The organism is Acidisoma cellulosilyticum, from assembly GCF_020621385.1.
Taxonomy (GTDB): Bacteria; Pseudomonadota; Alphaproteobacteria; order Acetobacterales; family Acetobacteraceae; genus Acidisoma; species Acidisoma cellulosilyticum.
In genome coordinates, this window is record NZ_JAESVA010000007.1 from 105,279 (window position 1) to 131,165 (window position 25,887).

The 25,887-nt window shown below is 64.0% G+C and carries 30 protein-coding genes; 10 read left to right on the top strand and 20 right to left on the bottom strand.

Annotated features, from left to right (window positions below):
- Nucleotides 1-7 precede the first annotated feature (7 nt).
- Both ACELLULO517_RS19235 and ACELLULO517_RS19240 read left to right on the top strand, forming a co-directional pair.
- Nucleotides 8-574, top strand: a complete 567-nt coding sequence (locus ACELLULO517_RS19235; protein ID WP_227309041.1) for a YceI family protein — start codon at nucleotides 8-10, stop codon at nucleotides 572-574.
- Nucleotides 571-1,386 (top strand): DODA-type extradiol aromatic ring-opening family dioxygenase, encoded by an 816-nt coding sequence (locus ACELLULO517_RS19240; protein ID WP_227309042.1) that lies wholly within the window; start codon nucleotides 571-573, stop codon nucleotides 1,384-1,386. Before ACELLULO517_RS19235 ends, ACELLULO517_RS19240 begins: the two co-directional genes overlap by 4 nt.
- A gap of 54 nt (nucleotides 1,387-1,440) precedes the next feature.
- On the opposite strand, the gene ACELLULO517_RS19245 is transcribed toward ACELLULO517_RS19240, so the two are convergent.
- The 10 genes from ACELLULO517_RS19245 to ACELLULO517_RS19290 form a co-directional block, all read right to left on the bottom strand.
- A complete protein-coding gene (locus ACELLULO517_RS19245) occupies nucleotides 1,441-2,016 on the bottom strand; it encodes a nucleoside 2-deoxyribosyltransferase (protein WP_227309043.1) in 576 nt (191 codons plus the stop codon).
- Nucleotides 2,017-2,205: 189 nt separating this feature from the next.
- Complete coding sequence (gene acs, locus ACELLULO517_RS19250) at nucleotides 2,206-4,140, bottom strand: acetate--CoA ligase (RefSeq protein ID WP_227309044.1); 1,935 nt, start codon at nucleotides 4,138-4,140, stop codon at nucleotides 2,206-2,208.
- Between the two features lie 127 nt (nucleotides 4,141-4,267).
- Complete coding sequence (locus tag ACELLULO517_RS19255) at nucleotides 4,268-5,209, bottom strand: alpha/beta hydrolase (RefSeq protein WP_227309045.1); 942 nt, start codon at nucleotides 5,207-5,209, stop codon at nucleotides 4,268-4,270.
- Between the two features lie 10 nt (nucleotides 5,210-5,219).
- Complete coding sequence (locus ACELLULO517_RS19260; protein WP_227309046.1) at nucleotides 5,220-5,501, bottom strand: hypothetical protein; 282 nt, start codon at nucleotides 5,499-5,501, stop codon at nucleotides 5,220-5,222.
- On the bottom strand, nucleotides 5,498-5,722 hold the full coding sequence (locus tag ACELLULO517_RS19265) for a hypothetical protein (RefSeq protein ID WP_227309047.1): 225 nt from the start codon (nucleotides 5,720-5,722) through the stop codon (nucleotides 5,498-5,500). Before ACELLULO517_RS19265 ends, ACELLULO517_RS19260 begins: the two co-directional genes overlap by 4 nt.
- A 71-nt stretch (nucleotides 5,723-5,793) precedes the next feature.
- Nucleotides 5,794-6,249, bottom strand: a complete 456-nt coding sequence (locus ACELLULO517_RS19270; protein ID WP_227309048.1) for a SufE family protein — start codon at nucleotides 6,247-6,249, stop codon at nucleotides 5,794-5,796.
- A complete protein-coding gene (gene hslU, locus ACELLULO517_RS19275) occupies nucleotides 6,246-7,553 on the bottom strand; it encodes an ATP-dependent protease ATPase subunit HslU (RefSeq protein WP_227309049.1) in 1,308 nt (435 codons plus the stop codon). Before hslU ends, ACELLULO517_RS19270 begins: the two co-directional genes overlap by 4 nt.
- 98 nt (nucleotides 7,554-7,651) lie before the next feature.
- The gene (gene hslV / locus ACELLULO517_RS19280) at nucleotides 7,652-8,215 is read right to left on the bottom strand and encodes an ATP-dependent protease subunit HslV (protein ID WP_227309050.1); all 564 of its coding nucleotides are present in this window, start codon (nucleotides 8,213-8,215) and stop codon (nucleotides 7,652-7,654) included.
- 82 nt (nucleotides 8,216-8,297) lie between these two features.
- Nucleotides 8,298-10,181, bottom strand: coding sequence for a DNA mismatch repair endonuclease MutL (gene mutL, locus ACELLULO517_RS19285; protein WP_227309051.1), 1,884 nt, complete (start codon nucleotides 10,179-10,181; stop codon nucleotides 8,298-8,300).
- Nucleotides 10,182-10,566: 385 nt separating this feature from the next.
- On the bottom strand, nucleotides 10,567-10,914 hold the full coding sequence (locus ACELLULO517_RS19290) for a hypothetical protein (protein ID WP_227309052.1): 348 nt from the start codon (nucleotides 10,912-10,914) through the stop codon (nucleotides 10,567-10,569).
- A 688-nt stretch (nucleotides 10,915-11,602) separates the two neighbouring features.
- On the opposite strand from ACELLULO517_RS19290, the gene ACELLULO517_RS19295 reads away from it, so the two are divergent.
- The 3 genes from ACELLULO517_RS19295 to ACELLULO517_RS19305 all read left to right on the top strand — a co-directional run bounded on the left by ACELLULO517_RS19295 (nucleotide 11,603) and on the right by ACELLULO517_RS19305 (nucleotide 13,192).
- Nucleotides 11,603-11,884, top strand: a complete 282-nt coding sequence (locus ACELLULO517_RS19295; protein ID WP_227309053.1) for a hypothetical protein — start codon at nucleotides 11,603-11,605, stop codon at nucleotides 11,882-11,884.
- A 304-nt stretch (nucleotides 11,885-12,188) separates the two neighbouring features.
- Nucleotides 12,189-12,824 carry a 7-carboxy-7-deazaguanine synthase gene (queE, locus tag ACELLULO517_RS19300; protein ID WP_227309054.1) on the top strand — a complete coding sequence of 212 codons (636 nt, stop codon included), beginning with the start codon at nucleotides 12,189-12,191 and terminating at the stop codon, nucleotides 12,822-12,824.
- Nucleotides 12,824-13,192, top strand: a complete 369-nt coding sequence (locus tag ACELLULO517_RS19305; protein WP_227309055.1) for a 6-pyruvoyl trahydropterin synthase family protein — start codon at nucleotides 12,824-12,826, stop codon at nucleotides 13,190-13,192. The genes queE and ACELLULO517_RS19305 overlap by 1 nt, the downstream gene beginning before the upstream one ends.
- 9 nt (nucleotides 13,193-13,201) lie before the next feature.
- Here the strand turns inward: ACELLULO517_RS19305 and ACELLULO517_RS19310 are convergent, their stop codons facing one another.
- The 6 genes from ACELLULO517_RS19310 to ACELLULO517_RS19335 form a co-directional block, all read right to left on the bottom strand.
- The gene (locus ACELLULO517_RS19310; protein WP_227309056.1) at nucleotides 13,202-13,495 is read right to left on the bottom strand and encodes a type II toxin-antitoxin system RelE/ParE family toxin; all 294 of its coding nucleotides are present in this window, start codon (nucleotides 13,493-13,495) and stop codon (nucleotides 13,202-13,204) included.
- 6 nt (nucleotides 13,496-13,501) lie between these two features.
- Nucleotides 13,502-13,777 (bottom strand): type II toxin-antitoxin system ParD family antitoxin, encoded by a 276-nt coding sequence (locus ACELLULO517_RS19315; RefSeq protein ID WP_227309057.1) that lies wholly within the window; start codon nucleotides 13,775-13,777, stop codon nucleotides 13,502-13,504.
- A 111-nt stretch (nucleotides 13,778-13,888) separates the two neighbouring features.
- On the bottom strand, nucleotides 13,889-15,568 hold the full coding sequence (gene pgi / locus ACELLULO517_RS19320; protein WP_227309058.1) for a glucose-6-phosphate isomerase: 1,680 nt from the start codon (nucleotides 15,566-15,568) through the stop codon (nucleotides 13,889-13,891).
- 28 nt (nucleotides 15,569-15,596) lie between these two features.
- Entirely contained in the window at nucleotides 15,597-16,532 is a 936-nt protein-coding gene (locus tag ACELLULO517_RS19325; RefSeq protein ID WP_227309059.1) for a histone deacetylase family protein, read from the bottom strand.
- 2 nt (nucleotides 16,533-16,534) lie between these two features.
- Nucleotides 16,535-17,326 (bottom strand): SDR family NAD(P)-dependent oxidoreductase, encoded by a 792-nt coding sequence (locus tag ACELLULO517_RS19330; RefSeq protein ID WP_227309060.1) that lies wholly within the window; start codon nucleotides 17,324-17,326, stop codon nucleotides 16,535-16,537.
- 71 nt (nucleotides 17,327-17,397) lie between these two features.
- Nucleotides 17,398-17,631 (bottom strand): sulfurtransferase TusA family protein, encoded by a 234-nt coding sequence (locus ACELLULO517_RS19335; RefSeq protein ID WP_227309061.1) that lies wholly within the window; start codon nucleotides 17,629-17,631, stop codon nucleotides 17,398-17,400.
- 163 nt (nucleotides 17,632-17,794) lie between these two features.
- Here ACELLULO517_RS19335 and ACELLULO517_RS19340 point away from each other — a divergent pair, with 163 nt between their 5' ends.
- The 5 genes from ACELLULO517_RS19340 to ACELLULO517_RS19360 all read left to right on the top strand — a co-directional run bounded on the left by ACELLULO517_RS19340 (nucleotide 17,795) and on the right by ACELLULO517_RS19360 (nucleotide 21,228).
- Complete coding sequence (locus ACELLULO517_RS19340) at nucleotides 17,795-18,058, top strand: DUF3126 family protein (protein WP_227309062.1); 264 nt, start codon at nucleotides 17,795-17,797, stop codon at nucleotides 18,056-18,058.
- A gap of 121 nt (nucleotides 18,059-18,179) precedes the next feature.
- A complete protein-coding gene (locus ACELLULO517_RS19345) occupies nucleotides 18,180-18,416 on the top strand; it encodes a con-10 family general stress protein (protein ID WP_227309063.1) in 237 nt (78 codons plus the stop codon).
- A gap of 194 nt (nucleotides 18,417-18,610) precedes the next feature.
- The gene (locus tag ACELLULO517_RS19350) at nucleotides 18,611-19,045 is read left to right on the top strand and encodes a hypothetical protein (RefSeq protein WP_227309064.1); all 435 of its coding nucleotides are present in this window, start codon (nucleotides 18,611-18,613) and stop codon (nucleotides 19,043-19,045) included.
- 27 nt (nucleotides 19,046-19,072) lie between these two features.
- Entirely contained in the window at nucleotides 19,073-19,738 is a 666-nt protein-coding gene (locus ACELLULO517_RS19355; protein WP_319796442.1) for a DapH/DapD/GlmU-related protein, read from the top strand.
- A 68-nt stretch (nucleotides 19,739-19,806) separates the two neighbouring features.
- On the top strand, nucleotides 19,807-21,228 hold the full coding sequence (locus ACELLULO517_RS19360) for an aldehyde dehydrogenase family protein (RefSeq protein ID WP_227309065.1): 1,422 nt from the start codon (nucleotides 19,807-19,809) through the stop codon (nucleotides 21,226-21,228).
- A gap of 150 nt (nucleotides 21,229-21,378) precedes the next feature.
- Here the strand turns inward: ACELLULO517_RS19360 and ACELLULO517_RS19365 are convergent, their stop codons facing one another.
- From ACELLULO517_RS19365 to ACELLULO517_RS19380, 4 genes are all read right to left on the bottom strand, one after another.
- Nucleotides 21,379-22,149: an ABC transporter ATP-binding protein gene (locus ACELLULO517_RS19365; RefSeq protein WP_227309066.1), complete on the bottom strand. Its 771-nt coding sequence runs from the start codon at nucleotides 22,147-22,149 to the stop codon at nucleotides 21,379-21,381.
- Complete coding sequence (locus ACELLULO517_RS19370) at nucleotides 22,149-23,249, bottom strand: FecCD family ABC transporter permease (RefSeq protein ID WP_227309067.1); 1,101 nt, start codon at nucleotides 23,247-23,249, stop codon at nucleotides 22,149-22,151. The genes ACELLULO517_RS19365 and ACELLULO517_RS19370 overlap by 1 nt, the downstream gene beginning before the upstream one ends.
- Nucleotides 23,246-24,385, bottom strand: coding sequence for an ABC transporter substrate-binding protein (locus ACELLULO517_RS19375; RefSeq protein ID WP_227309068.1), 1,140 nt, complete (start codon nucleotides 24,383-24,385; stop codon nucleotides 23,246-23,248). The genes ACELLULO517_RS19370 and ACELLULO517_RS19375 overlap by 4 nt, the downstream gene beginning before the upstream one ends.
- 211 nt (nucleotides 24,386-24,596) lie before the next feature.
- Nucleotides 24,597-25,883, bottom strand: a complete 1,287-nt coding sequence (locus ACELLULO517_RS19380; protein ID WP_227309069.1) for a glycosyltransferase family 87 protein — start codon at nucleotides 25,881-25,883, stop codon at nucleotides 24,597-24,599.
- Nucleotides 25,884-25,887 lie beyond the last annotated feature (4 nt).

The window sequence follows — 25,887 nt, forward strand, 5'->3', positions numbered from 1 at the left end:
ACGGATCATGATGTTTCGCTCTATAGGTTTCGCCGCTGCTCTTCTGGTCGGCGCCAGTGTCTCGGCCCATGCCGCCACCTGGACGATCGACACGGCCAAGAGCACGCTCGGCTTCACCGGCAGCCAAAGCGGTACGCCGTTCAACGGCAAATTCGGCAAATTCTCCGGCACCATCGTGTTTGACCCGGCCAATCCCGGTGCGGGTCACGCTGACGTGACCGTCGAGACAGCCAGCGCCGCGACCGGCGACCAGCAGAAGGACGGCGCCATGCCGGGTTCCGACTGGTTCGCGGCAGACAAATTCCCGACCGCCGCATTCAAGGCGACCAGCTTCAAATCGACCGGCACCGGCACCTATGAAGCGGATGGCACGCTGACCATCCGTGGCATGAGCAAGCCCATCGCGCTGCCCTTCACACTGGCGATTACCGGCGATACGGCCAAGGCGGACGGCAAGGTGCAGCTGATCCGCACCGATTACGGCGTCGGCCAGGGTGCCTGGGCTTCGGCGCAATATGTGGCGCTTGAGGTCGCGGTTACCGTCGCCATCGTCGCGACCAAGACCGCGCCATGAGCAGCGCAGGACGGCTGCCGACTTATTTCATTCCGCATGGCGGCGGTCCCTGCTTCTTCATGGATCCGCCGATGGGCGGTCCCGGCACCTGGGACCGAATGGCGGATTTCCTGCGCAGCCTGCCCGGCGATGTGGGGGAAAAGCCGCGCGCCATCCTGATCATCACCGGGCATTGGGAAACAACGGGCCTGTCGGTCACCGCCGGCGCCCGTCCCGGCCTGATCTTCGATTATTACGGCTTCCCCGAAAACACCTATCACCTCACCTATCCGGCACCGGGCGATCCGGCGCTTGCGGGGCGGGTGGCGGATCTGCTGGAGGATGCCGGTTTTCCGACCGAGCTGGATGCCGAACGTGGCTTCGACCACGGCATGTTCATTCCGCTGAAGGTGGCGCTGCCGGACGCGTCGATCCCGGTCGTGGAACTTTCGGTACGCCGCGATCTGGATGCGGCGGCGCATATCGCGATCGGTGCGGCTTTGGCACCGCTGCGGGACGAGGGCGTGCTGATCCTGGCCAGCGGCATGAGCTATCACAATCTGCGCGGTTTCTTCGCTAATGATACGCGGATCGAGATGATCTCCGAGACCTTCGACGCCTGGCTGGTGGATGCCGTCTGCCAGCCGAAAGCGTCGCGCGAGGCGGCGCTGATCGATTGGGAAACCGCACCCTCCGCCCGCATCTGCCATCCGCGCGAGGAACATCTGATTCCGCTGATGGTGGCGGCAGGCGCCGCCGGCAATGACGCGGCGGTCCATGCCTATTCGGATGTCGTGCTGGGCAAGAAGCTGTCCGGTTTCAGGTTCGGCTGATTGTCTTGCGTCGCCCGCGCATGTGTTGCGCGGGCGACGTGAACGCCATCGAATCTAAGATGTGAGACCCAGGTGCTTGGCGGCCTGGGCGACGCAGCGCTCGAAAACATCCAGCGCATCGAAAGGCCGGTCCTGCCCGTCCTCGGGCAGAACCATCGCGGGGCGGCCAGCGGCCTGGACCGCACCCGGGATCATCAGATTATCGGGCAGGCCGAACCCTTCCACCGTCACGTCAGGCAGCGGGTCCGGCATCTGACGGAGGTAGTCCACCGAGCGCTGCTGAAAGAGCGTGGCGGTATTGGAATAGCCGAAGATCGGGCGCCCGCGCCCCAGGAACCAGCCGATCTCGACCAGCGTGCCGGAATCGGCGGAGGTGCCGCGAAACGGCGTCAGATTGGCGATGATGATATCGGCGGCCTCCATCATCTCCAGATCTTTCGCGAAGATGGCGATACCGGCTTCGGCGCTTGTCATGCTGGCGAGGCTCGCAAGGTCCTCGTTCAGCGGTGGCTGACCGCGAATGCCATACGCCGCGCAGATGGCGACCTTCCGCGCCGCATGCGCGACGGCATTGGGCAGGAAGACGTCAGGACCGGCGAGATAGGCTGTGATCATCGGGGGATGATGCATGGGCTGTCGGTTGCCTGCAATCGTCGTCCGCGCACGTGTCGCGCGGATCTACCCGCTCGGGCGCGCTGACGCCGGTGTGGCGCCACGGCGGGTAGGTCCCCGGGACAAGCCCGGGGATGACGATTGGGTAGGGGGGATGACGATTAGGTAGGGGCGGCGACAATGCGAGATAGGGCGGGCGAGGGGGAGTCACTTCTTCCGGTTGCTGACCAGATCATCGACCACCGCCGGGTCGGCGAGGGTTGACGTGTCACCCAGGCTGTCGACCTCGTTCGCGGCGATCTTGCGCAGGATGCGGCGCATGATCTTGCCGCTGCGGGTCTTGGGCAGGCCGGGCGCCCATTGAATGACATCGGGCACCGCGATCGGGCCGATCTCCTTGCGCACCCAACCGGCGAGTTCCTTCAGCAGCGCCTCGGTCGCCTCGACCCCGTGCTTGAGCGTGACATAGGCATAGATGCCCTGTCCCTTCACGTCATGCGGATAGCCGACGACCGCGGATTCCGCGACATGATGATGCGAGCCGAGAGCGCTTTCCACTTCCGCCGTGCCCATGCGATGGCCGGAGACGTTGATGACGTCATCGACACGGCCGGTGATCCAGTAATAGCCGTCGGCGTCGCGGCGGGCGCCGTCACCGGTGAAATACAGACCCTTATAGGTGCTGAAATAGGTTTTGATGAAACGGTCATGATCGCCGAAGACCGTGCGCATCTGTCCCGGCCAGCTGTCGGCGATGCAAAGATGCCCGTCCGCCTCGCCTTCCAATGGGGTGCCGTTGCTGTCCACGATCAGCGGCTTGACGCCCGGCAGCGGCAGGGTGGCGGAGCCCGGTTTGAGCGGGTTCATGCCGGGCACGGGCGAGATCAGATGGCCGCCGGTTTCCGTCTGCCACCAGGTATCGACGATCGGGCAACGGCTGTCCCCGACGACGGAATAGTACCATTCCCAGGCTTCCGGGTTGATCGGCTCGCCCACCGTGCCGAGTACGCGCAGGCTGGTCCGGCTGCTGCGCTTCACCGGCTCATCGCCGTCGCGCATCAGGGCGCGGATGGCGGTGGGCGCGGTATAGAAGATTTCGACCTTGTGCTTATCGACCACTTCCCAAAGACGGCCGCTATCCGGATAGGTCGGCACGCCCTCGAACATCAGCGTCGTCGCGCCATTCGCGAGCGGACCATAGACGATATAGGTGTGACCGGTCACCCAGCCGACATCGGCGGTGCACCAGAAGATTTCACCGGGACGGTAATCGAAGACGAGCTCATGCGTGAAACTCGCCCAGACCATATAGCCGCCGGTTGTGTGCTGCACGCCCTTCGGCGTGCCGGTGCTGCCGGAGGTATAAAGGATGAATAGCGGATCCTCGGCGCCCATCTCCTCCGGCGGGCAATCGGCCGAGGCATCGGCCACCAGCGTCGCGTAATCATGGTCGCGGCCTGCGACCATGGGGACGGTGGCACCCGTGACAGCGACCACGACGACCGCCGTGACATCCGGGCAAGTCTTCAGCGCCTCATCGGTATTGGCTTTCAGCGGCACGCGCTTGCCGCCGCGCCGGGCTTCATCCGACGTGATGACAACGGAGGATTTGCAATCCTGAATACGGCCGGCGAGACTGTGCGGGGAGAAGCCGCCGAAGACCACGGAATGGATGGCGCCGATGCGTGCCGAGGCCAGCATGGCGACGGCGGCCTCGATCACCATCGGCATATAGATGGTGACGCGGTCGCCCTTGCGGACGCCAAGCCCCTTCAGCGCATTCGCGAACTTGCAGACGCGGGTGTGCAGGTCCCGGTAGGTGACGGAATCCTGGCTGCCCGGCTCATCGCCTTCCCAGATGATGGCGGTCTGATCGCCGCGCGTCTCCAGATGCCGGTCGAGGCAAGAGACGGAGGCATTCAGCGTCCCATCCTCGAACCATTTGATCGAGACATCGCCCTCGAAACTTGTGTTCTTGATCCTGGTCGGCGGCTTGACCCAGGCGATGCGCGACATCGCTTCGCGCTTCCAGAAGCCTTCGATGTCGGCGGCCGCCTCGGCGCGCAGCGTCGCCACGCGCGCGGCACTCTCCGTCAGCCGGGGCGAGGTCGGCTGGCTGGCATAGTCGACATGATCAGGCATAGGGCGTCCTCCGTCATTCATGGCGCCTTTGCGGCGTCCATCGCATCCGGCTTCGTCGTCCGGTTCAGGTCAAAATCCGAGCCTTGATGCCGGAAGTCAAACGCTTTTCCGGCGGCTTTTCAGGCGGTCAGGGTTGCCCGCCGTGGGTGAAATCCCGCAGGGACGAGACGATGGCCGAGAAGGCCTCCGCGATCGTGTCGCTCATCGCCCGGCCGCGCAGATAGCCATGCACAAGGCCATGGCCGGGGTGGAACAGCACGGGCACGCCGCTGTCCCGCAGGGCCGCGCAATAGTCATGCGCGTCTTCGGCCAGGGGGTCGATATCGGCCGCGAAAATGGCGGTCGGCGGCATGCCGGTGAAGTCGCGCGTGGCGAGCGGAGCGATTTCCGGATCTGTGGTCACCGCGGGTTTGCCGCCCTGATAGGCCCCGACATAGAGACTGAGGCTTGATGCCGGCAGCAGCGGCGCATCCGCCTTCGGGCCGCCAAGGCTGCGACGAAAATCAGGATGCAGCATCGGATACATCAGCACCTGCGCCCAGGGCATGGGCTTTTCCTTGCGGCGCAACCGCAGACTGAGCGCTGCGGCCAGGGTCGCGCCGGCGCTGTCGCCGACCAGAATGACATGCTGATGGCTGTCGAGCAGATCGTCATAGGCGGCTTCCGCGTCATCCAAAGCTGCCGGATAGGCGTGTTCGGGCGACAGCCGATAGTCGAGGGCGACGATCGCGACCTCGGCCCCCGCGGCCAGATCGGCGCAGATGCTGTCATGACTGTCCAAGCCGCCGACCACGAAGCCGCCGCCGTGCAGAAACAGCACGGCGCGGCCGGGAATGGCGTCGGGTGTCGCGAAGCTGCGGACGCGCAATTCCCGCGTCGGGTTCTGCGCGTGCAGAATGCCGTCCCGCGCGCGCAGCCCTTTCGGATGCGGCAGGGAAAAGGCAGCGCACATCCGCATATAGGCCTCGCGGACCTCCGCCGTGGTCGCGTCCGGACCCAATCCTTTGCTGAAGCTGTCGGTTCGCTTGATGAAGGCGCGAACCCCTGCGTCCAGATCGAACTGGGTCATGGCCGTGTTCCTAATCGGCTGTGGCTGTTGAGCCTGTTTGAATTTTATAGGCCATGCCGATTTCGACCTCGTCGATGGCCTGGCGGGTAAAGGTCAGCGCGGCCTGGACATGGCCGGCCTTATCCGGCGGCGCCTGGGTCAGTGCGGCGGCGGCCGTGTTGAGCGCGTCGAGCGCGGTATTCATATGGCCCTGATGATGCAGCGCGCAGCCGGCGATAAGGCTGCCGCCGGCAAAGGCGCCGGCCAAAAGGACAGATCGTCCTGCGGTGCGTGAGATGAAGGAGACTGTCATGGGGCCACCGCCTGGATTTCAGCCTGGGCTTTGGCGATCAGCGCCTGGGCCGCTGCCGGATGGCCGCCCTTATTGTCGTGGGTGAGGGCCAGGGCGTCATGCGCGCGCTGCAATGCGCTCATGGCGGTCGCCAGATGCGGCTCCTCGGCAATTGCCGTTGCGGTCAGCGCCCCGGTCGCGAAAGCAACCAAGACCCAAAGTCCAAAACGTCCGCCTGTCATCCCGACCCCCCGTTACAATCCATGCAGGATAGCCGGAACGGTGTCAGGCGCCAGAGCCTAAGATCAAAGGCTTAGCCGACGGGCTGTTCGGCTGCGGCCCTTTCGCGGATCGCCCGCGCCATGGCGGCGATCCCGTTACCCCGGTTGGTCGACAACGCTTCCAGCAAACCCAGTTCTTTCAGGAAGATAGGGTCGGTCGCGAGGATTTCACCAGGGGTACGGCCGGAATAGACACGCAGCAGCAGGGCGACGAGGCCGGAGACGATGGCGGCGTCCGACGCGCCGGCGAAGAACAGCTTTCCGTCGCGCGCTTCGGCTTCCATCCAGACCCGGCTCTGGCAGCCGGGCACGCGATGGGCGTCATTCGCCCAATCATCCGGGAAGGGCGGCAGCTTGCGGCCGAGCTCGATAATATAGCCGTAGCGCTCCATCCAATCGTCGAAAACGCCAAGCTCATCATCGATGGCGGAGACGGCCGCGACGGCCGTCTCCTCCTCGGGCGTCACGAAGGGGTCAGCCTTGGTCACAGGATGAACCGGCTGAGATCACCCTTGGCGGCCAGCGGGGCGACGCGGTCCCGCACGGCGGCGGCGTCCACCGTCACCGTCTCGCCCGGCCGGTCGGAGGCCGTGAAGCTGATCTCCTCGAACAGCTTCTCCAACACCGTCGACAGGCGGCGGGCACCGATATTCTCGACCCGATCGTTGATATCGGCGGCGAGTTCGGCGACCGCGTCGATCGCGTCCTCGGTAATGTCGAGCGAGACCTTTTCCGTGCCCATCAGCGCCACATACTGTTTCAGCATGCTGTGCTCGGGTTCGGTCAGGATACGGCGCATGTCTTCGCGGGAAAGCGGCGACAGTTCGACGCGGATCGGCAGACGGCCCTGCAATTCGGGCAGCAGATCCGAAGGCTTGGCGATATGGAAGGCGCCGGAGGCGATGAACAGGATATGGTCCGTCTTCACGGCGCCATGCTTGGTGTTCACCACGGTGCCTTCGATCAGCGGCAGAAGGTCACGCTGCACGCCTTCGCGGCTGACATCGCCGCCACGGAAACCGCCATCCGAGCGGGCGCAGATCTTGTCGATCTCGTCCAGGAAGACGATGCCGTTATTCTCGGCGTGCGCGACCGCGTCCTTGATCAGCTGCTCATTGTCGAGAAGCTTGTCGGCCTCCTCGCGTTCCAGCGCCTTGCGGGCATTGGCGACGGACATCTTCTTGGCCTGCGGCTGGCGGCCGAACATGCCCTTCATCATATCGCCAAGATTGATCGCCTGACCGGGCTGCACGTCCATCTGGCCAAGGGCGTTGGGCGGGGCTTCGGCGACCGAGACCTCGATCTCCTTCTCCTCGAACTCGCCATTGCGCAGCATGCGGCGGAACTTGTTGCGCGTATCGGCGGCGGCACCCTCACCGACCAGGGCGGTGACGATACGCTCCTCGGCGTTCAGTTCGGCCTTGGCCTGCACGTCCTTGCGGCTGGCTTCGCGCATCATATTGATGCTGGCCTCGACCAGGTCACGGACGATGCTTTCCACGTCACGGCCGACATAGCCGACTTCGGTGAATTTGGTCGCCTCGACCTTGAGGAAAGGCGCCTGGGCGAGCTTGGCGAGGCGGCGGGCGATTTCCGTTTTGCCGACGCCGGTCGGCCCGATCATCAGGATATTGCGGGGCACGATCTCTTCACGCAGGCCGGTCGGCACCTGCTGGCGGCGCCAGCGATTGCGCAGCGCGATGGCGACGGCGCGTTTCGCGTCATTCTGGCCGACGATGAAGCGGTCGAGTTCGGAGACGATCTCCCGGGGGGAGTAGGTGGGAACTTCCATGGTCTTTTATTCCTAGCACCACGGCCCGGCCCCGCCAGGCGGCAACCGGTCGTAGCCTGATACAGTCATTATCCGTCCGAAGACGGCAGAGCATGCGGTCAGATGGTCTCAATCACAAGGCTGTGGTTGGTATAGACGCAGATATCGCCGGCGATCTTCATGGAGCGGCGGACGATCTCCTCGGCCGAGAGATCCGGCATCTCGATGAGGGCGCGGGCGGCCGAGAGGGCGTAATTGCCGCCCGAGCCGATGCCGATGATGCCGTCCTCGGGCTCCAGCACGTCGCCATTGCCGGTCAGCGTATAGGAATGGTCGCGGTCCGCGACGATCATCATGGCTTCCAGACGGCGCAGGTAGCGGTCCGTCCGCCAATCCTTGGCGAGTTCGACGCAGGCGCGTTCCAGCTGGTTAGGGAAACGCTCCAGCTTGGCTTCCAGGCGTTCCAGCAGGGTGAAGGCATCCGCCGTGGCGCCGGCGAAGCCCGCGATGACCTGGCCATTGCCGATGCGGCGGACCTTGCGCGCATTGCCTTTGATGACGGTCTGTCCGAGCGTCACCTGGCCGTCGCCGCCGACAGCGACCTGGTCGCCGCGACGGACGGAGAGAATGGTTGTGCCGTGCCAACCGATAGGATCGTGCGGCGAGGGGGATGTGTTGAACATGGCTCCGACATGGTTCTGCACACGATTTCGTGCAAGCGGTCGATCTCGTCCCGGTCATGCCGTTGACGCATGAGAGATGAGGTTAAATGCCGCGCCGGCCGAACATGGTCTCGATCTCGGCGCGGGAGAGTTTGAGGAAGGTGGGGCGGCCGTGGCTGCAGGTGGCGGCGCGGGGCACTTGTTCCATCTGCCGCAGCATGGCGTTCATCTCAGCCGCGTTCATGCGCCGCCCGGCGCGGATGCTGCCGTGGCAGGCCATGCGGGCGATGACGGCGTCGAGCTTCTGGGACAAGGCCGTGCTCTCCTCCGTCTCGGCCAATTCCTCGGCGATGTCGCGCAGCAGGGGGGCGGGGTCGGAGGTGCCGAGCACGGCCGGCATGGCGCGGACCATGATGGCGCCGGGGCCGAAGGCTTCGACCTCCAGCCCCAATTGCAGCAGGTCTGGCGCGGCCTCGGCCAGCCGGGCAGCGTCGCTGACCGGCAGATCGACGACGACCGATAGCAGCAGCGGTTGCGGGCGCGGGCCGTTGGCCCCGATCACCTGCTCGCGCAGCGCCTCATGCGTCAGCCGTTCATGGGCGGCGTGCTGGTCGACCAGGATCAGCGTCCCGTCATCGGCGACGGCGATGATATAGGTGTCGAGCACCTGGGCGACGGCGGCACCCAGCGGATGGCCCGTTTCGGCCTGGGCCTGGGCCTGGGCGGGGGCGGGCATGGACCGCGCGAAGGGCGCGGCGGCCAGCGGCAGTTGCGTCTCGGCGAAGTGGTTCGGCAGCGGGCGCGGGATCGGCTCGCGCTCTGTCAGAGTCTGCGTGTCGGATTCTGCGTAAGACGGGTCATTGTAAGCGGGCCCATCGTAAGCAGGTCCATTATAAGCCGGCCCAGCATAAGCGGGTGCGGGGATCGCGTCGGGCCGCGCATAGGCATTGACGGCGCGGCCAAACCCCCGGATCGTGGCGCGCGGCTGGTATTGCAAATTGGCCGGACGCGAGAGGGCAGAGCGCAAGGAGCTGATCAGCAATCCGCGGATGCGCTCGCCGTCGCGGAAGCGCAGTTCCGTCTTGGCGGGATGAACGTTCACATCGACCGCGCGATGCGGCAGGTCGAGCCAAAGCCCGGCGACGGGAAAGCGCCCGCGCGGCATGACCTCCTGATAGGCGACCCGCAGTGCGGTCTTCAGCAGCGGGTCCATCACCGGGCGGCCGTTGACGACGAGATATTGCGCCGCGCCGGTGGCGCGATGCGTGGCGGCGGCGCCCGCGAAGCCGGAGAGCGAAACCTCCTCGCGCTCGGCTTCGACCACCAGCAGCGTCTCGGCCTCATCCTTGCTCAACAGGGCGGCCAGGCGCGCGCGGCGATCGGCGGTCGGCAGGTCAAGGATCAGCTTGCCATCATGTTCCAGCCGGAAGGCGGTCTCGGGCGCGGCCAATGCCAAGCGGCGGATGACGGCCTCGGCATGGTCCGCCTCCACCCGCGGGCTGCGCAGAAAGGCGCGGCGGGCCGGGGTCGCGAAAAACAGGTCGGAAACAATGATACGTGTGCCCACCTGCCCGGCGGCGGGCTCGACCTCGCTGACCAGCCCGCCTTCGACGCGGATGGTATGCGCGCTGTCGGCACCGTTCGGGCGGCTGGTGATGGCAAGCCGCGCGGCGGCGCCGATGGAGGGCAAAGCCTCGCCGCGAAAGCCGAGCGTGGTGATATGGACGAGGTCGGCGGCCTCATCCAGCTTGCTGGTCGCATGGCGCTGGATGGCGAGCGGCAGTTCGGCTGCCGTCATGCCGCAACCGTCGTCTGAGACGTCTATGCGGCGAATGCCGCCGTCCTGCAGGGAGACGCGGATATGCCGGGCGCCGGCATCGAGCGCATTCTCGACCAATTCCTTGATCGCGGCAGCCGGCCGCTCGACCACCTCGCCCGCGGCGATGCGGTCCACGACATGGCTGGGAAGAAGACGAATCGTCGGCATGGGGCGATCCTGCCACAGAAGCCGGGGCGGCTCCATCGGATCATGGCTGGGGAAAGCTAGCCCGGGCAGGCTGTTCGCACGGCGGCTAGGATTTCATCATACAAGGGTGCGGCATCGCCTTGGCGCAGCATATGACCACCGCGCGTGACCGGTGGGGCGAACAAATGCCCATTGTAGCGCCGGCCTCTTTCGAGGCCCCAGAATTGTGCCGATCTGAGACAGATGACGACGCGCTCGCTGGCTTCAGCCTGAGGGAAAAGCACGGTCTGCGCCCAATCCACTGCTGTGCGACAAGACGGTAGCGCCGAGAGCAGAGGGTAATCCTGGAAATCTTTTGAGTGATAGGCACCGATATTCAGAAAGGCGATCTGGTCACGCAGTGCGTTCAGGTTTCCGAAAGGTTTGGTTCGGGACGCCCACCATGCCCATGCACTCGGATATCGTCTTCGCTGGGCAGCGGAGAATCACCACGCCGTTGCCTCGTCTGGCGTGCTTGCGCCTCGTGGCTCTCGGCTTCGTTCAAGTCTTGGTCTGCCAAGCCGGCTGACAGATAGAGCAGGACGATCGGTGCCGTGCGGAGAGGTCCCGCAAATGGGACCGGGAGGCATTTGAGATTGAATCCATGTCCGGTATCGGTCCCATCTCCGAGACGCTTGAAAATGGGCAGATCTGCCGGATGCACTTTCGTGTCGGCGGGCAAATCGGCCCAAAAATCGAAAATATTGGCGCTCACAGATGCATATTCCGCATTCTATGCGATCCTTCAGAGCCCGCCATAGGCGCGAGCGTCTTCCGCCCCGGCGTCGAGCGCACTCTCGACCAATTCCTTGATGGCGGCGATGCGGTCCACGACATGGCTGGGAAGAAGACGAATCGTCAGCATGGGGCGATCCTGCCACAGAAGCGGGAGCGGCTCCATCGGATCCTCGGCTAGCCGATATTCTGGAGCCGGTGGCTCCCATTCGCCCAAGGGCCATCATAGATATGAGTAAATTATACTCATAAAATATTTGTATTTTCCATCATTATTGTATACCCCAGGAGTACGCAGCGCGCTGGCCTTCCGCTCAAACGCTTTATTGAGACATTCCGATCGAACCTCAGAAGGGCTCCCTCATGAATTAAAAATGTTGCACATTAGAAATTAATGAAAGAACCCTTCGAGATAAAAAGCCGTTCCAGCCGGCATTTGGAAAAGATGACTTCGAGGTCTCCGAGCCTCAGGTGGTCGAGGCCAAAACCCGAGGGTTCTTGGCCAGATTGGTCGCTGTCATGATCGCGGCGGCAGTGGGCGCTACAGGATTGCATGGTCTTCTGACAGGAGACTATCACGCACTCACGGCAGTTTGGACGGTCGCCGGACCTATCATGGGCGCGATGGTCGCTTACTTCTTTGGTGTGCACAGCAAGGATTCAGGATGATGGCTACTCTGACCTATGAGGCGGAGGCGCGTCATGAGGCAAAGGACGAGGCCAAGAAGGTCGATAAGGTCACGAAAAACCGTGTGCAGCTCGACTTCGCGCCGCGTTCGATGGAGCGCCTCAACTCGCTGAAAGCAAAGACGGAAGCAACTTCCTATGCAGAAGTCGTCAAGAACGCCTTGCGTCTGTACGAGGGGCTGATCGAAGAGGTCGAAAGCGGCAAGACCTTCCTGATCCGCGACGAGAACGGCGCGATCTCGCCGTTCAAGATGTTCCTATAAGGTGCGCATAGGCGCGAGCGTCTTCTGCGCCGGCCCGCCATAGACGAACCGATCCCCGTCCCTTAGCCGGAGCGCATGGCGCACGGCTTGGGGAATCGTGGTTCTGAACCTGGATGTCAGGCGGCTGGTGATCATCGTCAAACCCTAGGGATTTTGTCGGTCTGGCGCCAAGAAAAAGCGCCCTCGCCTTGCGACGCGAGGCAGTGTCCCATTGCGGCCGTCGCCAAATGCCGCGCGACGCGCTAGTGGCAGCGCCCGAATGGCTCGGACGACATCATCGGACGATAGAGTGGCAGCTTAAACGATGGCTTACGCGGTCAAGGAAATTTTCTACACCCTGCAGGGTGAGGGGCGGAATGCCGGTCGGGCCGCAGTCTTCTGCCGTTTTGCCGGCTGCAACCTGTGGTCCGGCCGCGAGCAGGATCGCGCGACCGCTGCCTGCCGCTTCTGCGATACCGATTTCGTGGGAATGGACGGGCCGGGCGGCGGGCGTTTCGCCGGCGCCGAAGCGCTGGCCGAGGCCATTGCCGCCACCTGGCCGCGCGGTGCCGGCGGCAAGCCGCTGGTGGTGCTGACGGGTGGCGAGCCGCTGCTGCAGGTCGATGCCGATCTGACCGCCGCTCTGCATGACCTGGGGTTTGAGATCGCGATCGAGACCAATGGCACCTTGCCCGTGCCGGCGGGGATCGACTGGGTCTGCGTCAGCCCCAAAGCCGGCAACGCGGTCGTGGTGACGCAGGGCGACGAGTTGAAGCTCGTCTATCCGCAGCCAGGCGCCGAGCCCGTTTTGTTCGAGGGGCTTGCCTTCGACCATTTCCTGCTCTCGCCCATGGACGGCGCGGAGACCGCCGCCAATACTCAAGCAGCCGTCGCCTATTGCCTGCAGCACCCGCGCTGGAAGCTGAACCTTCAGACGCATAAGTTTCTTGGAATCGCGTGATGTTTGAATTGACGAAACAATTTCGCTTCGACGCCGCCCATACGCTGAACCGGTATATCGATGTCGAGCCGAGCCGGCGCATCCATGGCCATTCCTATCGCGCGGCGGTCACCGTGCGCGGCAAGCCTGACCCGGAAAGCGGTATGGTGATCGACCTCGGTCTGTTCGAGCGGATTCTGGCCGAGGCGCGGGACGGGCTGGATCACCGTTTTCTGGACGAGGTCGCTGACCTCGGCCCCGCGACGCTCGAAAACCTCTCCGTCTGGATCTGGAAGACGCTCGCCGATCGCTGCCCGGGGCTCGCTCAGGTCGGCGTCTATCGCGACAGCGAAGGCGATGGCTGCGTCTATTACGGCCCGGATGCCTGATCGCGGCCGCTACAGATAAACGGTCTCATAATCCTGGCCGCCGTAATGGATGCCCTCGATCAGTACCGCCGTTGGCATGACGATGAAGGCTATCGTGATGCTTCGCTCAAACCCGATGGTTCGTAATCCGGGGAGGAGATCATCGCGGCGCGCGCCACGTTCGGGGAAGGTCGCAAAACCTCCGCAATAGGCGATGATACGCCGAACAAACGCACCGGCACGGTCTTCGTTGGAATGCAAAGCGACGTAGTCGTAAATCTTACTGAGATGGGTCTCAGCGCGCGGGGTGAAGAGAACCCGCATTTCACGTCACTGATCCCGAGCCGAGGCAAGTCGACGTTTGATACGGTCAAGAATGTCAGAAGCCGGAACCGCTTTTGAGGGGTCGGCCATATATTCGGCATGCCCGGCAACGACTTCGTCGCGCAGCCATCGCTCCACGGCGGCATCGCGCTCCATCAAAGCGCGCATACCGTCACGGACGACTTCGCTGACGCTTGCATAATCGCCAGAGCGGACCTTCTGCTCGACGATTTCGGCCAATTCAGTGGGTAGGGTGATGCTGAACTGCTGTGTGCTGCGCATGTCATGCTCCTCCCCTTCATCATAGCATCAATAGGATTGAATCCTATTGAGATCGACAAGACCGGAGCCCCGACCGGCTGCCCCCCCAGGGCCAGCCGGTTGGAACGACAATCAGCCTTCGCCGCGCAGCGACAGGAAGGTCTTCATCAGGCCGGTGGTGGAACCGTCGTGATGGCCGAGATCGGCATGGGGTTCCAGCGAGGGGATAATGGCCTGGGCGAGCTTCTTGCCCAGTTCCACGCCCCACTGGTCGTAGCTGTTGATGCCCCAGATGGCGCCCTGCACCGCGACCTTATGCTCATACAGAACGATCAGGCGACCGAGGCTATAGGCGTCGAGCTTCTTGTACAGGATCGTGGTCGACGGACGCTGGCCGGTGAAGACGCGATGCGGCCCGACGCGTGCGATGGTCTCCTCGTCCGCGCCAGCCTTCTTCATCTCCTCCGTCACCTCTTCCAGCGACTTGCCGGCGAGCAGCGCTTCGGCCTGGGCGAAGACATTCGCCGCCAGGATGCGATGCGCTTCCGGGCGGTCATGATCGGCTTCGGCCGCCAGGATGAAGTCGACCGGCACCAGCGCCGGACCCTGATGGACCAGCTGCATGAAGCTGTGCTGCGCGTCCGTGCCCGGCTCGCCGAAGACGACAGGGCAGGTCTGATGGGTCACCTGGTCACCCGCGAGGCGGGTGGACTTGCCGTTGCTCTCCATCTCCAGCTGCTGAAGATAGGCCGGGAAACGGGCGAGGCGCGCATCATAGGCGAGGATGCAGAGCGTCGCGGCATGCAGCACGTCGAGATTCCAGATCCCCGACAGCGCCAGCAGTACCGGCAGGTTCTGCTCAAGCGGCGTCGAGCGGAAATGCCCGTCCATGGCACGACCGCCGGCGAGGAAATCCTCGAACGCGTCCCAGCCGGCGGCGAGTGCGACCGACAGGCCGATCGCCGACCAGACCGAATAGCGGCCGCCGACCCAGTCGCGGAAGCCGAAGACGCGGTCTTCGGGAATGCCGAATTTGCCGGTCTCTTTCAGGTTGGTGGAGAGGGCCGCGAAGTGATGGCTGACCGCATCCTCACCCAAGGCGCCAGCCAGCCAGTCGCGCGCGGCATGGCCGTTGGTCATGGTCTCCAGCGTCGTGAAGGTCTTGCTGGCAACAAGCACCAGCGTGCGCGCGGGGTCGAGTTCGCGGGAAAGCTGGGCGAAGGCATGGCCGTCGACATTGGACAGGAAATGCGCATTGACCTTGGCGCCATGGACGAAGGTGAGTGCCAGGGAGACCATGCGCGGCCCGAGATCGGACCCGCCGATGCCGATGTTCAGCACGTCGGTGAAGGGCTTGCCGTCAGCCGCGACGATGGAACCGTCATGCACGCCGCGGACGAACTTCTCCATATGCGCGCGCTCATGCGCGGCGACGGCGGAGGCGTCCTCGAAGCCGCCTTCGGGCAGCACGGCGCGGAAGCCGGCATCGGGCAGGCTGCGCAGCGCCATATGCATCGCCGACCGATGCTCGGTCATGTTCACCGGCTCACCCGCGAACAGGCGCGCGATGAAATCCTCGACCTTCGCCGCGCGGGCGAGTTCGAACAGACCGGTCATCGCCGCAGGGCTGATGGAGGTCTTGGAGAAGTCGAGGAACATATCCTCGAAGCTGGCCGAGAATTTCTTGGCGCGGTCGGGGTCGGCCGCGAAAAGCGGCGTGATCAGCCGGCCGCCGGGGGCAGCCGCCAGCGCGTCGAGCTTATCCCAGGCGGCTTTCGTCGCGGAGGCAGGCAAGGGGGTAGGTTCGGACATTGAGGATTCTCCTTCGAAGAAGCGCGGTTCAGCCGGCAAGAAGCAGCCGTCGGACATGGGCGGCGGTCGAGGCAGCCAAGGCATCGAGATCATAACCGCCTTCGAGCAGGGACACGACCCGCCCGCCGGTATGGCGCCGGGCCAAGGCTAGAATGGCATCGGTGACCCAGGCGAAATCCTCGGTATCCAGCATCAGTCCGGCCAGCGGATCGTCACGATGGGCGTCAAACCCGGCGGAGATGATCAGGCAGTCAGGCGCGAAATCATCCAAAGCCGGCAGAATGCGATCTGTCCAGGCCGTTTCGAAACCCGCGCGGCCTGTCCCGGCGGAGAGTGGCGCATTGACGATCTGCCCGGCAATCCCCCGCTCATCCAAGCCACCCGTCCCCGGATAAAAAGGATATTGGTGGCTGGAGCCGAAGAAGAAATCGGGGTCGTTCCAGGCGGCCGCCTGGGTGCCGTTGCCGTGATGGACGTCGAAATCCACCACCGCGACGCGCTGCTTGCCCCAGGCCGCGCGGGCATGCAGGGCCGCGATCGCAGCATTCGAGAAAAAACAGAAACCCATCGGGCGTGCGGGTTCGGCGTGATGGCCCGGCGGGCGGGTCGCCACAAAGGCGCGGGTGACGCGCCCGCTTTCCACCGCATCGACCGCTGCGATCGCGCCACCGGCGCCATGCAAAGCGGCCTCGGCCGAGCCCGCGCTCATCACCGTATCCGGGTCGAGACGGACCATCTCCCCCTCATCGGGCTCGGTGCTGAGGATGAGATCGATATGGGATTGCGGGTGAACGAGGCGCAATTGCGCCTCGGTCGCTGGCGGCGCTTCCTCGCGGATAAGGGCCGAAAAATCCGGATGGGCAAGGGCTGCCCCCACGGCCTTCAGCCGCGCGATCCGTTCCGGGTGTCCGGGTCCCGTGTCATGCGCGAGGCTGGAGGGATGGGTGAGGAGCAGCAGGCTCATGCTCAGACCGTCCGCAGCATGCCGCCATCGGCATAGAAGGTGGAGCCGACGCAATAGCTCGATCTGTCCGAACACAGGAAGACGAACAGATTGGCGATCTCCGCCGGCGAGGCGAAGCGCTTGATGGGCGCGAGTTCATCGGCGACCGACTGCAAATGCCCCTCCCAATCGCCGCCCGTTTCCGCCGTCAGCTGCTTGGCGGTCTTGACCCAGTCCGGCGTCAGCACAAGGCCCGGATTGACGGTATTGACCCGGATATTGTCACCCACGACCTCATTGGCGAGGTTCTTGGAGAACATGACCAGGGCCGCTTTCGTGACATTATAGATCGGCTCATAGCCCAGCGGCTGGGTCGCGCAGATCGAGGCATTGTGCAGGATGACCCCGCCGCCGCGCTGACGCATGCCTGGCACCAGACCGCGGGCGAGGCGAATGGCGGCCATGACATGCAGGTTCCAGTAGAAGTCCCATTTGTCGTCGGGCGCTTCCATGATCGTCTCATTGCTGCCGGTGCCGGCATTGTTGATCAGGATATCGACGCCGCCAAAGGCGCTTTCGGCGCGGGCGACGATGGCATCGACCGCGTCAGGCGCCGACACGTCGCCTGCCGAGATTTCGACCGTCACGCCGAATGCGGCCGCGATGCGCGCGGCTTCGCGCACCAGCCGCGCTTCGTCCCGCGCGGAGAGCAGAAGATTGACGCCCTCGGCCGCCAGACCCTCGGCGATCGCCAATCCTATCCCGACACTGCCGCCCGTGATCACGGCAGCCTTGCCCTTCAATCCCAGATCCATTTTTTCGTCCCTTGGTGTCGTTCGCCGACCTTCTTGGCGTGAGGTCTTGAACAGTGATGGCGGTGCGGAGGCTAATCCCCCGCGCGCCGCTTGATCGAAAAGCTGTAGACGCCGGCTTCCTCGCTCCAGGAGACGAGGACATGGCCGGTCTCCCGGCAATAGCTTTGAAAATCGGCGACCGAGGCGGCGTCGGTCGCGAGCACGCGCAGCCGCTCCCCCGCCGGCATCGAACGCAGCGCGCGGTTGGCGCGGAGCACGGGCAGGGGGCAGACCAGATCTTTGAGATCGAGCACGGTTTCGCTCATGCCGCCTATCCTGGCCCCAGGCGGTAGCGCGATCAAGAGAGCGGCGGCCGGGTTCGCGACCCGCCTGGGACAGTGCCGTTGTGCGCTGACGGCGTGGCGCTCGCTGTCATGATCCTTTATCTGGCGCCCTTAAGACGATGTCATTGCAGAAAGGACCGGAACCATGACCGGAGCCGAAATCGAGCGCGTACAGACTTACCTGCGCCGCCTTCTGGGCAGCGACAAGCTTACGATCGTGCCGCCCATGAAGCCCGGCTTCCCGATTGAGGTCGCGGTCGAGGGTGAGACGATCGGCACGGTCGACAAGGACACGGATGAGGGCGAGATCTCCTATGCCGTCACGCTGACGATCCTGGACGAGGACCTGCCGCCGCTGCCGAAGGCAGCCGCCAAGCCCGCCGGCAAGGCGCCGACCCGCCGTAGCTGAGACGCGATTGCGCTACACGGCCAGTTGAACAGGCAGGGGTGTAATCGGGCGAGCGGGCTTCCAAACTGTGGGTTACCGGCGGCCAATACAGGGCGTCGGTTGCTAAGCAGGAGGGTCCCACATGGCTCAGAACCACACTGGAAATCCTGGCAATTTCGCTGAGAACCGCACACGCGCTGCAGACGCTGGCCAAAAGGGGGGCCAGCAATCGGGCGCCCCGCGGTCAGGCGGCAACTTCGCCAATGACCGCGAGCGAGCGGCCATGGCCGGACAAAAGGGCGGCCAAAACAGCGGGGGCAATTTCGCGCATGATCGCGAGAGAGCGGCCGAGGCCGGCCGAAAAGGCGGCCAGCATTAGGCCCGCCACGGAGGCCGATGCCGCTTAGCGGCATGACGAGATAAGGGAAAGGGGTGTCGCGCAAGCGGCGCCCCTTTTCTTTGTCCGCTGTTCCGCGGCGCCGGATGCCTCCCCGGCTTGCAGGGCATGCAAACGCCATTGGCAAGATCAACGATAGAGCGTTAATTATTCGTTGTTGCGTATTGGAGACGGTGATGCGGATCCCGCTGGCTGTGGCTGCGCTTTGTCTGCTTGGTGTCGAGACCCTGCCGGCCATGGCCGGGGAGACCAGCGCGGGCGCCACCTTGCTCTCCTGCGCCGTTTTGGCCGGCCAGACGGCGCTGCCGACCGATCTCTGCCGGCACTTGGAGACGGCCTTTCTTGGGGCCACCGACCGGATCGATTTTTCCGGTCTTCTGGCGTCCAATCCCGCTATGCCGCTGTTGGAGCGGCGTCCGGCGGCAGCGACCTCCCCCATGGCGCCTGGAACCGCGCTGAAAACCAGCGCCGGCTGGCAGGCTCACTTGGACAGAGGGGTCGCGAGCTATCGTCAAATCTTCAATGGCCAGGGACTTGCCTATGCGCTACCGGCTGCGCCGAGCGTGCTCTGGCCCGGCGGCAATCCCTTTCTGCCGAACAGGACGGAGTGACGCGCGCAGAGCGGAGAGGCGAGCGGCATGGTCCTGATCAATCAGGGTGAGTATCAGGATCCCTGGCGTGGCGACGGCGAAATGGGCGAGGCGCCCTGGCTGCATGAGAGCGCGCTGATCCGCAATACCGAGATCGGTACCTGGACCTCCATCGGTCCGCGCTGCGAGATTTTCGACAGCACCATCGGCGACTGGACCTATCTCGTGAAGGACGATCAGGTCTTCAATGCCGAGATCGGCAAGTTCGGCAATATCGCGTCCAATGTCCGCATCAACCCGACCAATCACCCCTTCTGGCGGGCGACGCTGCATCATTTCACCTATCGCAGCCGCGTACACGACTTGGCGGAGGAGGATGACATCGAGATCTTCAACTGGCGCATGCAGAACCGTGTCACCATCGGTCATGATGTCTGGATCGGGCATAATGCGACGCTGCTGCCCGGTGTTTCGGTGGGCGATGGTGCGGCGATCGGTGCCGGCGCCATCGTGACCAAGGATGTGCCCGCCTTCACTATCGTTGCCGGCAATCCCGCGCGGGTCATCCGGCGTCGGGTGAGCGAGGAGGTGGAGGCCGCTTTGCGCCTGACTGGCTGGTGGCATTGGACCCACGCGCAGCTGAAAGCGGCTCTGCCCGATTTCCGCGCGCTGGATGCCGCCGACTTCGCGGCGAAATACGCGCCGGAGCCGTGACCGCGCCGTGACGGCGAGCGGTCCCCGCTCTATCCTGCTGGTTTACAGGTAGAGAAATGAGGACCGCCATGACGTCGGATTACACGAAGTTCTATATCGACGGTGCCTTCGTCGATCCGATCGAGGCGCGGCCGCTCGGCGTCGTCAATCCGGCGACGGAGCAGGTTTTCGCGACGATCTCCCTCGGCAGCAGCCAGGACGTCGATCGCGCCGTCGCTGCCGCGCGCGCGGCGTTTGAGACGTTTTCGCTGACGACCCGTGACGAGCGCCTGGCGATGCTGGAGCGCATGCTGGAGATCTATAAAAGCCGTTACGAGGATATGGCCCAGGCGATCAGCGCGGAAATGGGCTCCCCCATTGCGCGGGCCCGCGACAGCCAGGCATTCGCCGGCCAGGGCCATCTGGAAGCGCTGATCGAATCCTTCAAGAGCTTCGAATATGACGAGACGCGGGGCACGACCGTCGTGACGCATGAGCCGGTCGGCGTCGTGGCGCTGATCACGCCGTGGAACTGGCCGATGAACCAGATCATGTGCAAGGTCGCGCCGGCGCTGGCCGCCGGCTGCACGATGGTGCTGAAACCCTCCGAAATCGCGCCGATCTCCGGCATGGTCTTCGCCGAGATCATGCATGAGGCCGGTATCCCGAAGGGCGTGTTCAACCTGGTGAACGGCACCGGGCCTGAGGTGGGTGCCGCGATGTCCGCCCATCCCGGCATCGACATGGTGTCCTTCACCGGGTCGACCCGCGCCGGCACGGATGTCGCCCGCAATGCGGCCGCGACCGTGAAGCGCGTGGCGCAGGAACTTGGCGGCAAATCCGCCAATATCATTCTGCCCGATGCCGATCTGGAGCAGGCGGTGAGCCAGGGCGTGCTGGGTTGTTTCGGCAATACCGGACAGTCCTGCGACGCGCCGACGCGCATGCTGGTGCCGGCGCATCTGCACGATGCGGCGCTGGAGATTGCCCGCAACACCGCGCTTGGCGTCGTGACCGGCGATCCGCGTGACGAGGCGACGGAACTGGGTCCGCTGGTCAGCGACATGCAGTTCAACAAGGTGCAGGCGCTGATCGAGAGCGGCATCGCGGAAGGCGCGACGCTGGTCGTCGGCGGTCCCGGCAAGCCGGACGGCATGAATGCCGGCTATTTCGTGAAGCCGACCGTCTTCGGCAATGTCCAGCCCGGCATGCGCATCGAACGGGAGGAGATTTTCGGGCCCGTTCTCTCCATCATTCCCTATGAGACGGTGGAGCAGGCGATCACCATCGCCAATGACACGCCTTATGGCCTGGCGGCCTATGTCCAGGGCAAGGACAAGGCGGAAGCGCATCGCGTCGCGCGTCGTCTGCGCGCAGGGTCCGTCTATCTGAACTATCCGGATTGGGATCTGTTCGCGCCCTTCGGTGGCTATAAGCAGTCCGGCAATGGCCGCGAATATGCCGATTTCGGTCTGCGCGATTTCATGGAGATTAAGGGCATCGTCTGTTAAGGCACTTCAGGCTGGATGCGCGAAGGCCGACAGCTGCCGAAGGCAGAGTGGATCGCCGGGTCAAGCCCGGCGATGACGATTATTGGGGCGATATTTTTGCTTTGTCATCCCCGGGCTTGACCCGGGGACCCATCTTCTCGTTGCGGTGCGTCAAGCGGTTGCCAGCGGATAGATGGCGGTATGGCCGCCATCTATCGTGTAGATGCCGCAATGGACGCCGAAGACCTCGGCCAGAAGATCGCTCCGCATGGCGTCCCGCACCGGACCGATATGCGCCAAGGCGCCGCCCGTCAGCATCAGCACGCGATCGGCGTAGCGGGTCGCGAGATTGAGGTCATGCAGCACCATGACCGTCGCGATCCCCTGCCGCCGGGTATAGTCGCGCACGATTTCCAATAGGCGCAGCTGATTGGCGAGATCGAGCGCCGATGTCGGCTCATCCAGCAGCAGAAGCCGGGGCCGGCGCACCAGCGCGGCACCGAGCGCCACCATCTGCCGCTGTCCGCCAGACATTTGGCTGGCGACCCGATGGGCGAGCGGCTGCAGATCCAGCAGATCCAGCATCTCCTCAGCCCGTGTCAGGCTTTCTGACGACACGCCCCAGCCCAGACGGCTGCCGTTCTGCGCCAGCAGCAGCAGGTCGAGCGTGGTGAGGTCGGCGCTGGGCTGTGCCGACCCTTGCGCCATATAGCCGATGCGGCGACTGCGCTCGGCCGCGTTCAGACTGTCCAGCGGCGTGCCGTCCAGCGCCACTTGGCCGCGATGGGCGAGAAGCCCGGCGAGGCCACGGACCAGACTGGTCTTGCCGGCGCCGTTGCGGCCGAGCACGGCCAGACATTCCCCGGCGGCGACGGCAAAATCCAACGGCCGGACGATCTCGGCGCGCCCGATGCGGACGGAAAACTGCGCGACCGACAGCATCAGACGCCAGCCTGCCGGCGATTGCCCAGGATCAGCGCCAGAAAGAAGGGAATCCCGAGCAGGGAGGTGATCATGCCGATCGGCAGGATGACGCCCGGCAGCACGATTTTGCTGACGAGGGAGGCGAGCGTCAGGATCAGCATGCCGCAGGCGGCCGTCAGCGGCAAAGCGAAACGCTGATCCTCGCCCACCAGCAGCCGCGCCATATGGGGGGCGACCAGACCGATGAAGCCGACGATGCCGATGCTGGCCGTGGCCGCCCCCGCCATCAACGCGGCGCAGATCATCAGGAGGAAGCGCAGGCGTGCGACGCGAATGCCGAGCACCACGGCCTGTTCGCCGAAGCCGCGCAAAGCCGTCAGCGACCATGATTGCAGCAGCAGGACCGGCAGCAGGGCGACCAGCACGCTGGTATTGATCCAGACTTTCAGCCAGGTCGCGCGGAGCAGGGAGCCGAGCAGCCAGAAGACGAGGGACTGGAGCTGCGTCGCGTCGGCGAAATACTGCGCGAAGGCGAGCAGCGCGCTGAAGGTGAAGTGGACCGCAATGCCTAGCAGCGTGATCGTCTCCACCCTCATGCCGCGACGGCCGGCGAGCAGGGTGATGAGCACGACCGTCAGCAGCGAGAAGACGAAGGCATTGCCGGAGACGAAAAGCTCGCTCGGCATCCAGGCAAATATCGACTCGAAAATGCCCGCCTGGAAAATGCTGGTCTGAAAGACGATGGCGATGGCCGCGCCGAAGCCGGCGGCGGCCGCGATGCCGAGCGTGAAGGGCTCTGCCAGTGGATTGCGCAAAGCCGTCTGCAGCAAAGACCCCGACAGCGCCAGTTCCATGCCGGTGACGGCGGCGAGCAGCGTGATCGGCGCGCGGATATCCCAGAGGATGGCGCGTGTCGTGGGGTCTGCCTGCGACGGGTGGAAGATCGCGCCCGCGACCTGCGCCAGCGTCAGCGTGCCGGAGCCGACGATCAGGTCCGCCACCATGGCGGCAAGACCGAGGAGGATCACCACAGCGAGCAACAGCCCACGGCCCAGGACAGTGCGCCGGTAATGGGCGGCAATGCCGGGCGGCGTGGCAGCCGAGGCCTGTGTGGTCAATGCACGACCGGCGGCGCCGGTTCGGCAAAGGTGAAGGCTCCGACCGGCATATCGGTAAAGCGGGTGATGATTTCCCGATAAGTCGCTGCCGGATCAAGGCCAGCGAACGGCTTCGGATAGGCGAATTTCGCGAGATATTCGAGGCCGACGATATTGAAGGGATGGCTGTAGAACTGGTGCCAGATGCCCCAGACCCTGCCGTCCTGCGCGGCACCCAAGGCCGCGAAACCGGGTCGCTGCTCCAGCCGCGCGAGCGAGGTCTGGATTTCGACGTTATTCGCATTATAGCCGAAATCGGCAAAGACGGGCGGCCGATGCGCGCCCTCCGAGCCGGTCATGACATAGACGTCCGGCTTTTGCGCCAGCACCGTTTCCAGCGTCACGTCGCCGCTTGGGCTATGCAGCAGATCGCCGCCGATATTGACGACACCGATGGCATCCAGCAGCGCGCCCCAGCCGAAATGGCCATGGGTGAAGCAGCATTGATCCGGGCCGGAGCGTCCGGCGAGCGCTTCCACGAAGACCCTTGCCTTGGGGGTGATGGCCTGCGTGACTTCGGTGATATGGGCGAGATGGGACGCGTAGAAATCCGTGTAGTCTTTCGCCTCCGCCTCGCGGTTCAAAACCGCGCCGAGCAGCGTCACGGATTTGGGTGCATCGACCACGGGCTGGACGACGCTATCCACGAAGATCAGCGGGATATGCAAAGCCGCGAGCTGTTGCATGACGCCGGCGCTGTTCAGGCTGCCTTCGGTGCGGCGCTCGGCAATGACGAGATCGGGATGGGATGCGAGGATCCTCTCCATATTGACCTCACCGTCATCGCTGAAACCCATATCGGGGATCTTATCGGCGGCGGGCCATTTCTGGGCGATGAGCCTCCAGAAATCCGTGTCATCGCGCCGTTCCAGATTGTTCCAGACCTTGACCCGGCCGGTCGGATTGGCGCGGTCGAGCAGCGCCAGCAGCATCATGTCCCGCCCGTCTTGGAGGACGAGGCGTTCAGGCTCGTGCTGGATGGTGACGGTGCGACCGGCGGTATCGGTGACGGTCAGCGGATAGGTCGTGGCGGCAGCAGGTTTTGCGGCGATCAGCCCACAGACGAGTGTCGCGGCGGCGAGGCAGGATTTGAGCACAAGACAATCCCTAGGAGTGCGCTCCGCCTCTACTGTTAATGCGACCTAGTCGCAAGTGAAGTCTGGGACATGTCTAGGTCCGAAATTGCGAAGGGCCTCTTCCTTTCCTGACCCGATTGCAGACGTCACAGGCATCCTGTCAGGCCGAGACGGCAGCCTAATATCGGAGGCATATCATCCGGCGCGCGGCGTCCAGATTAGACCTTGCGCCTTACTTGCCGAGGGGGGAGGCGATCGGGAATTCGCGTTCCGCGGCCAGGGCCGGCTGGCGATGCCTGGTCAGCGCCAGGCTCAAGAACCAGATCACCCCGCCAAAGAGATAGGTGGAGACAAGCAATTTATCATAGAGGCCAGACCAGGCAGCGACTGGACTATGAAGCAAGGTCACCGGCGGGGAGATGAGAAGAATAGCCAGGATAGACAGCCAAGGTCGGCGTGGTCCCTCGGTCAGCGCTTTGATCGCGAAGGCGGCCGGCAATAGAAGCCAGCAATAGTAATGGGTCCAGGTTAATGGACTGCTGATCAGACAAAGGGCGATCAGCGCCATATAGTCCCGATCCTGTTTGGCATAGGCCAAGTCAGGCGCGGCTGGCCGGTTCGGCCTTGTGCAGGTCCAGATGAAGACCGCGTAGAAAACAAGGGTCAAGCAGAGCGCGATCCCCTTTATTTGCGGCGTGACAGCGTAGAGCTTCCAATCATTCAGCGCGGGTGCGGGATCACGCAGACGCAGCAGGAAGCTTTGCAGGGATTGGACATTGAAGGCTTCCAATGCATGCCCGTTGAAAGCGCCGATAGCGTCCTGGCACCATTGCAGATGCAGTTTGAGGCCGAAAAGCGCGATGGAGAGCCCTGTGAGCAGGGCGACCAGCCCGAAGAAACCCAAAGCGGCAAAGCGGTCCCGTCGAAAGACGAAATAAAGGCCGACCAGCAGGAGGGGGAGCTTGATCAAAGCCGCCATGCCGAGAAGCAAGCCCGCGAGCAAGGACCGCTTGCGGCGCAGAAGCCACAACCCGCCGGCGAGCATGGCGAGAATGATGTGGCTCGTATTGCCCAGTTTGAGGCTGTAGATCATCGGACCGTTCGCGGCCATGACCAGCAGCAGCCAAGCGCGACCCAGCTTCCCGAGTGCCGCCAGCTCGGCCAGAAGGAAAAAGGCCAGGGCGATCGCGCAGGCGCCGATGAGCGTGAAGATCGAGGCCGCGACCTTGACCGGCAGCAATGCGAAGGGGGCGAAGATCCAGGCCAGAACAGGCAAATTCACAAAACCCAGGACGCCTTTGTGAATCAGCGGCGACAGCGAAACCCCATCGAGAACGGCGACCCCGGCAGGATAATAGGCATTCCGGAAATCCCAAAAGAGGGTCGTGGGGTCGCTGACCTTGAGTTCCAGAATAGCGATGACAATACTCGCGAGAGATAGGACGGCGAGAGAGGAAAGCAGGAAGAACAGGGAGTATAAAAAAAACGAGGAAACAGCGTCTTTTTTTAAGCCATTCATATTC

Bases quoted from the DNA above. Each gene is read 5' to 3' on its own strand.
- ACELLULO517_RS19355 (WP_319796442.1), top strand. From the start codon at position 19,073: ATGGTCCTGATCAATCAGGGTGAGTATCAGGATCCCTGGCGTGGCGAC.
- acs (WP_227309044.1), bottom strand. From the start codon at position 4,140: ATGCCTGATCATGTCGACTATGCCAGCCAGCCGACCTCGCCCCGGCTG.
- ACELLULO517_RS19365 (WP_227309066.1), bottom strand. From the start codon at position 22,149: ATGCTGTCGGTCGCGCAGTTTTCCGTCCGCATCGGGCGCGCCGAGATC.
- ACELLULO517_RS19240 (WP_227309042.1), top strand. From the start codon at position 571: ATGAGCAGCGCAGGACGGCTGCCGACTTATTTCATTCCGCATGGCGGC.
- ACELLULO517_RS19345 (WP_227309063.1), top strand. From the start codon at position 18,180: ATGGCTCAGAACCACACTGGAAATCCTGGCAATTTCGCTGAGAACCGC.
- ACELLULO517_RS19265 (WP_227309047.1), bottom strand. From the start codon at position 5,722: ATGACAGGCGGACGTTTTGGACTTTGGGTCTTGGTTGCTTTCGCGACC.
- ACELLULO517_RS19380 (WP_227309069.1), bottom strand. From the start codon at position 25,883: ATGAATGGCTTAAAAAAAGACGCTGTTTCCTCGTTTTTTTTATACTCC.
- ACELLULO517_RS19295 (WP_227309053.1), top strand. From the start codon at position 11,603: ATGGCTACTCTGACCTATGAGGCGGAGGCGCGTCATGAGGCAAAGGAC.
- ACELLULO517_RS19315 (WP_227309057.1), bottom strand. From the start codon at position 13,777: ATGCGCAGCACACAGCAGTTCAGCATCACCCTACCCACTGAATTGGCC.
- hslU (WP_227309049.1), bottom strand. From the start codon at position 7,553: ATGGAAGTTCCCACCTACTCCCCCCGGGAGATCGTCTCCGAACTCGAC.
- ACELLULO517_RS19255 (WP_227309045.1), bottom strand. From the start codon at position 5,209: ATGACCCAGTTCGATCTGGACGCAGGGGTTCGCGCCTTCATCAAGCGA.
- ACELLULO517_RS19310 (WP_227309056.1), bottom strand. From the start codon at position 13,495: ATGCGGGTTCTCTTCACCCCGCGCGCTGAGACCCATCTCAGTAAGATT.
- ACELLULO517_RS19360 (WP_227309065.1), top strand. From the start codon at position 19,807: ATGACGTCGGATTACACGAAGTTCTATATCGACGGTGCCTTCGTCGAT.
- ACELLULO517_RS19235 (WP_227309041.1), top strand. From the start codon at position 8: ATGATGTTTCGCTCTATAGGTTTCGCCGCTGCTCTTCTGGTCGGCGCC.
- queE (WP_227309054.1), top strand. From the start codon at position 12,189: ATGGCTTACGCGGTCAAGGAAATTTTCTACACCCTGCAGGGTGAGGGG.
- ACELLULO517_RS19260 (WP_227309046.1), bottom strand. From the start codon at position 5,501: ATGACAGTCTCCTTCATCTCACGCACCGCAGGACGATCTGTCCTTTTG.
- hslV (WP_227309050.1), bottom strand. From the start codon at position 8,215: ATGTTCAACACATCCCCCTCGCCGCACGATCCTATCGGTTGGCACGGC.
- ACELLULO517_RS19305 (WP_227309055.1), top strand. From the start codon at position 12,824: ATGTTTGAATTGACGAAACAATTTCGCTTCGACGCCGCCCATACGCTG.
- ACELLULO517_RS19350 (WP_227309064.1), top strand. From the start codon at position 18,611: ATGCGGATCCCGCTGGCTGTGGCTGCGCTTTGTCTGCTTGGTGTCGAG.
- pgi (WP_227309058.1), bottom strand. From the start codon at position 15,568: ATGTCCGAACCTACCCCCTTGCCTGCCTCCGCGACGAAAGCCGCCTGG.
- ACELLULO517_RS19340 (WP_227309062.1), top strand. From the start codon at position 17,795: ATGACCGGAGCCGAAATCGAGCGCGTACAGACTTACCTGCGCCGCCTT.
- ACELLULO517_RS19325 (WP_227309059.1), bottom strand. From the start codon at position 16,532: ATGAGCCTGCTGCTCCTCACCCATCCCTCCAGCCTCGCGCATGACACG.
- ACELLULO517_RS19335 (WP_227309061.1), bottom strand. From the start codon at position 17,631: ATGAGCGAAACCGTGCTCGATCTCAAAGATCTGGTCTGCCCCCTGCCC.
- mutL (WP_227309051.1), bottom strand. From the start codon at position 10,181: ATGCCGACGATTCGTCTTCTTCCCAGCCATGTCGTGGACCGCATCGCC.
- ACELLULO517_RS19330 (WP_227309060.1), bottom strand. From the start codon at position 17,326: ATGGATCTGGGATTGAAGGGCAAGGCTGCCGTGATCACGGGCGGCAGT.
- ACELLULO517_RS19245 (WP_227309043.1), bottom strand. From the start codon at position 2,016: ATGCATCATCCCCCGATGATCACAGCCTATCTCGCCGGTCCTGACGTC.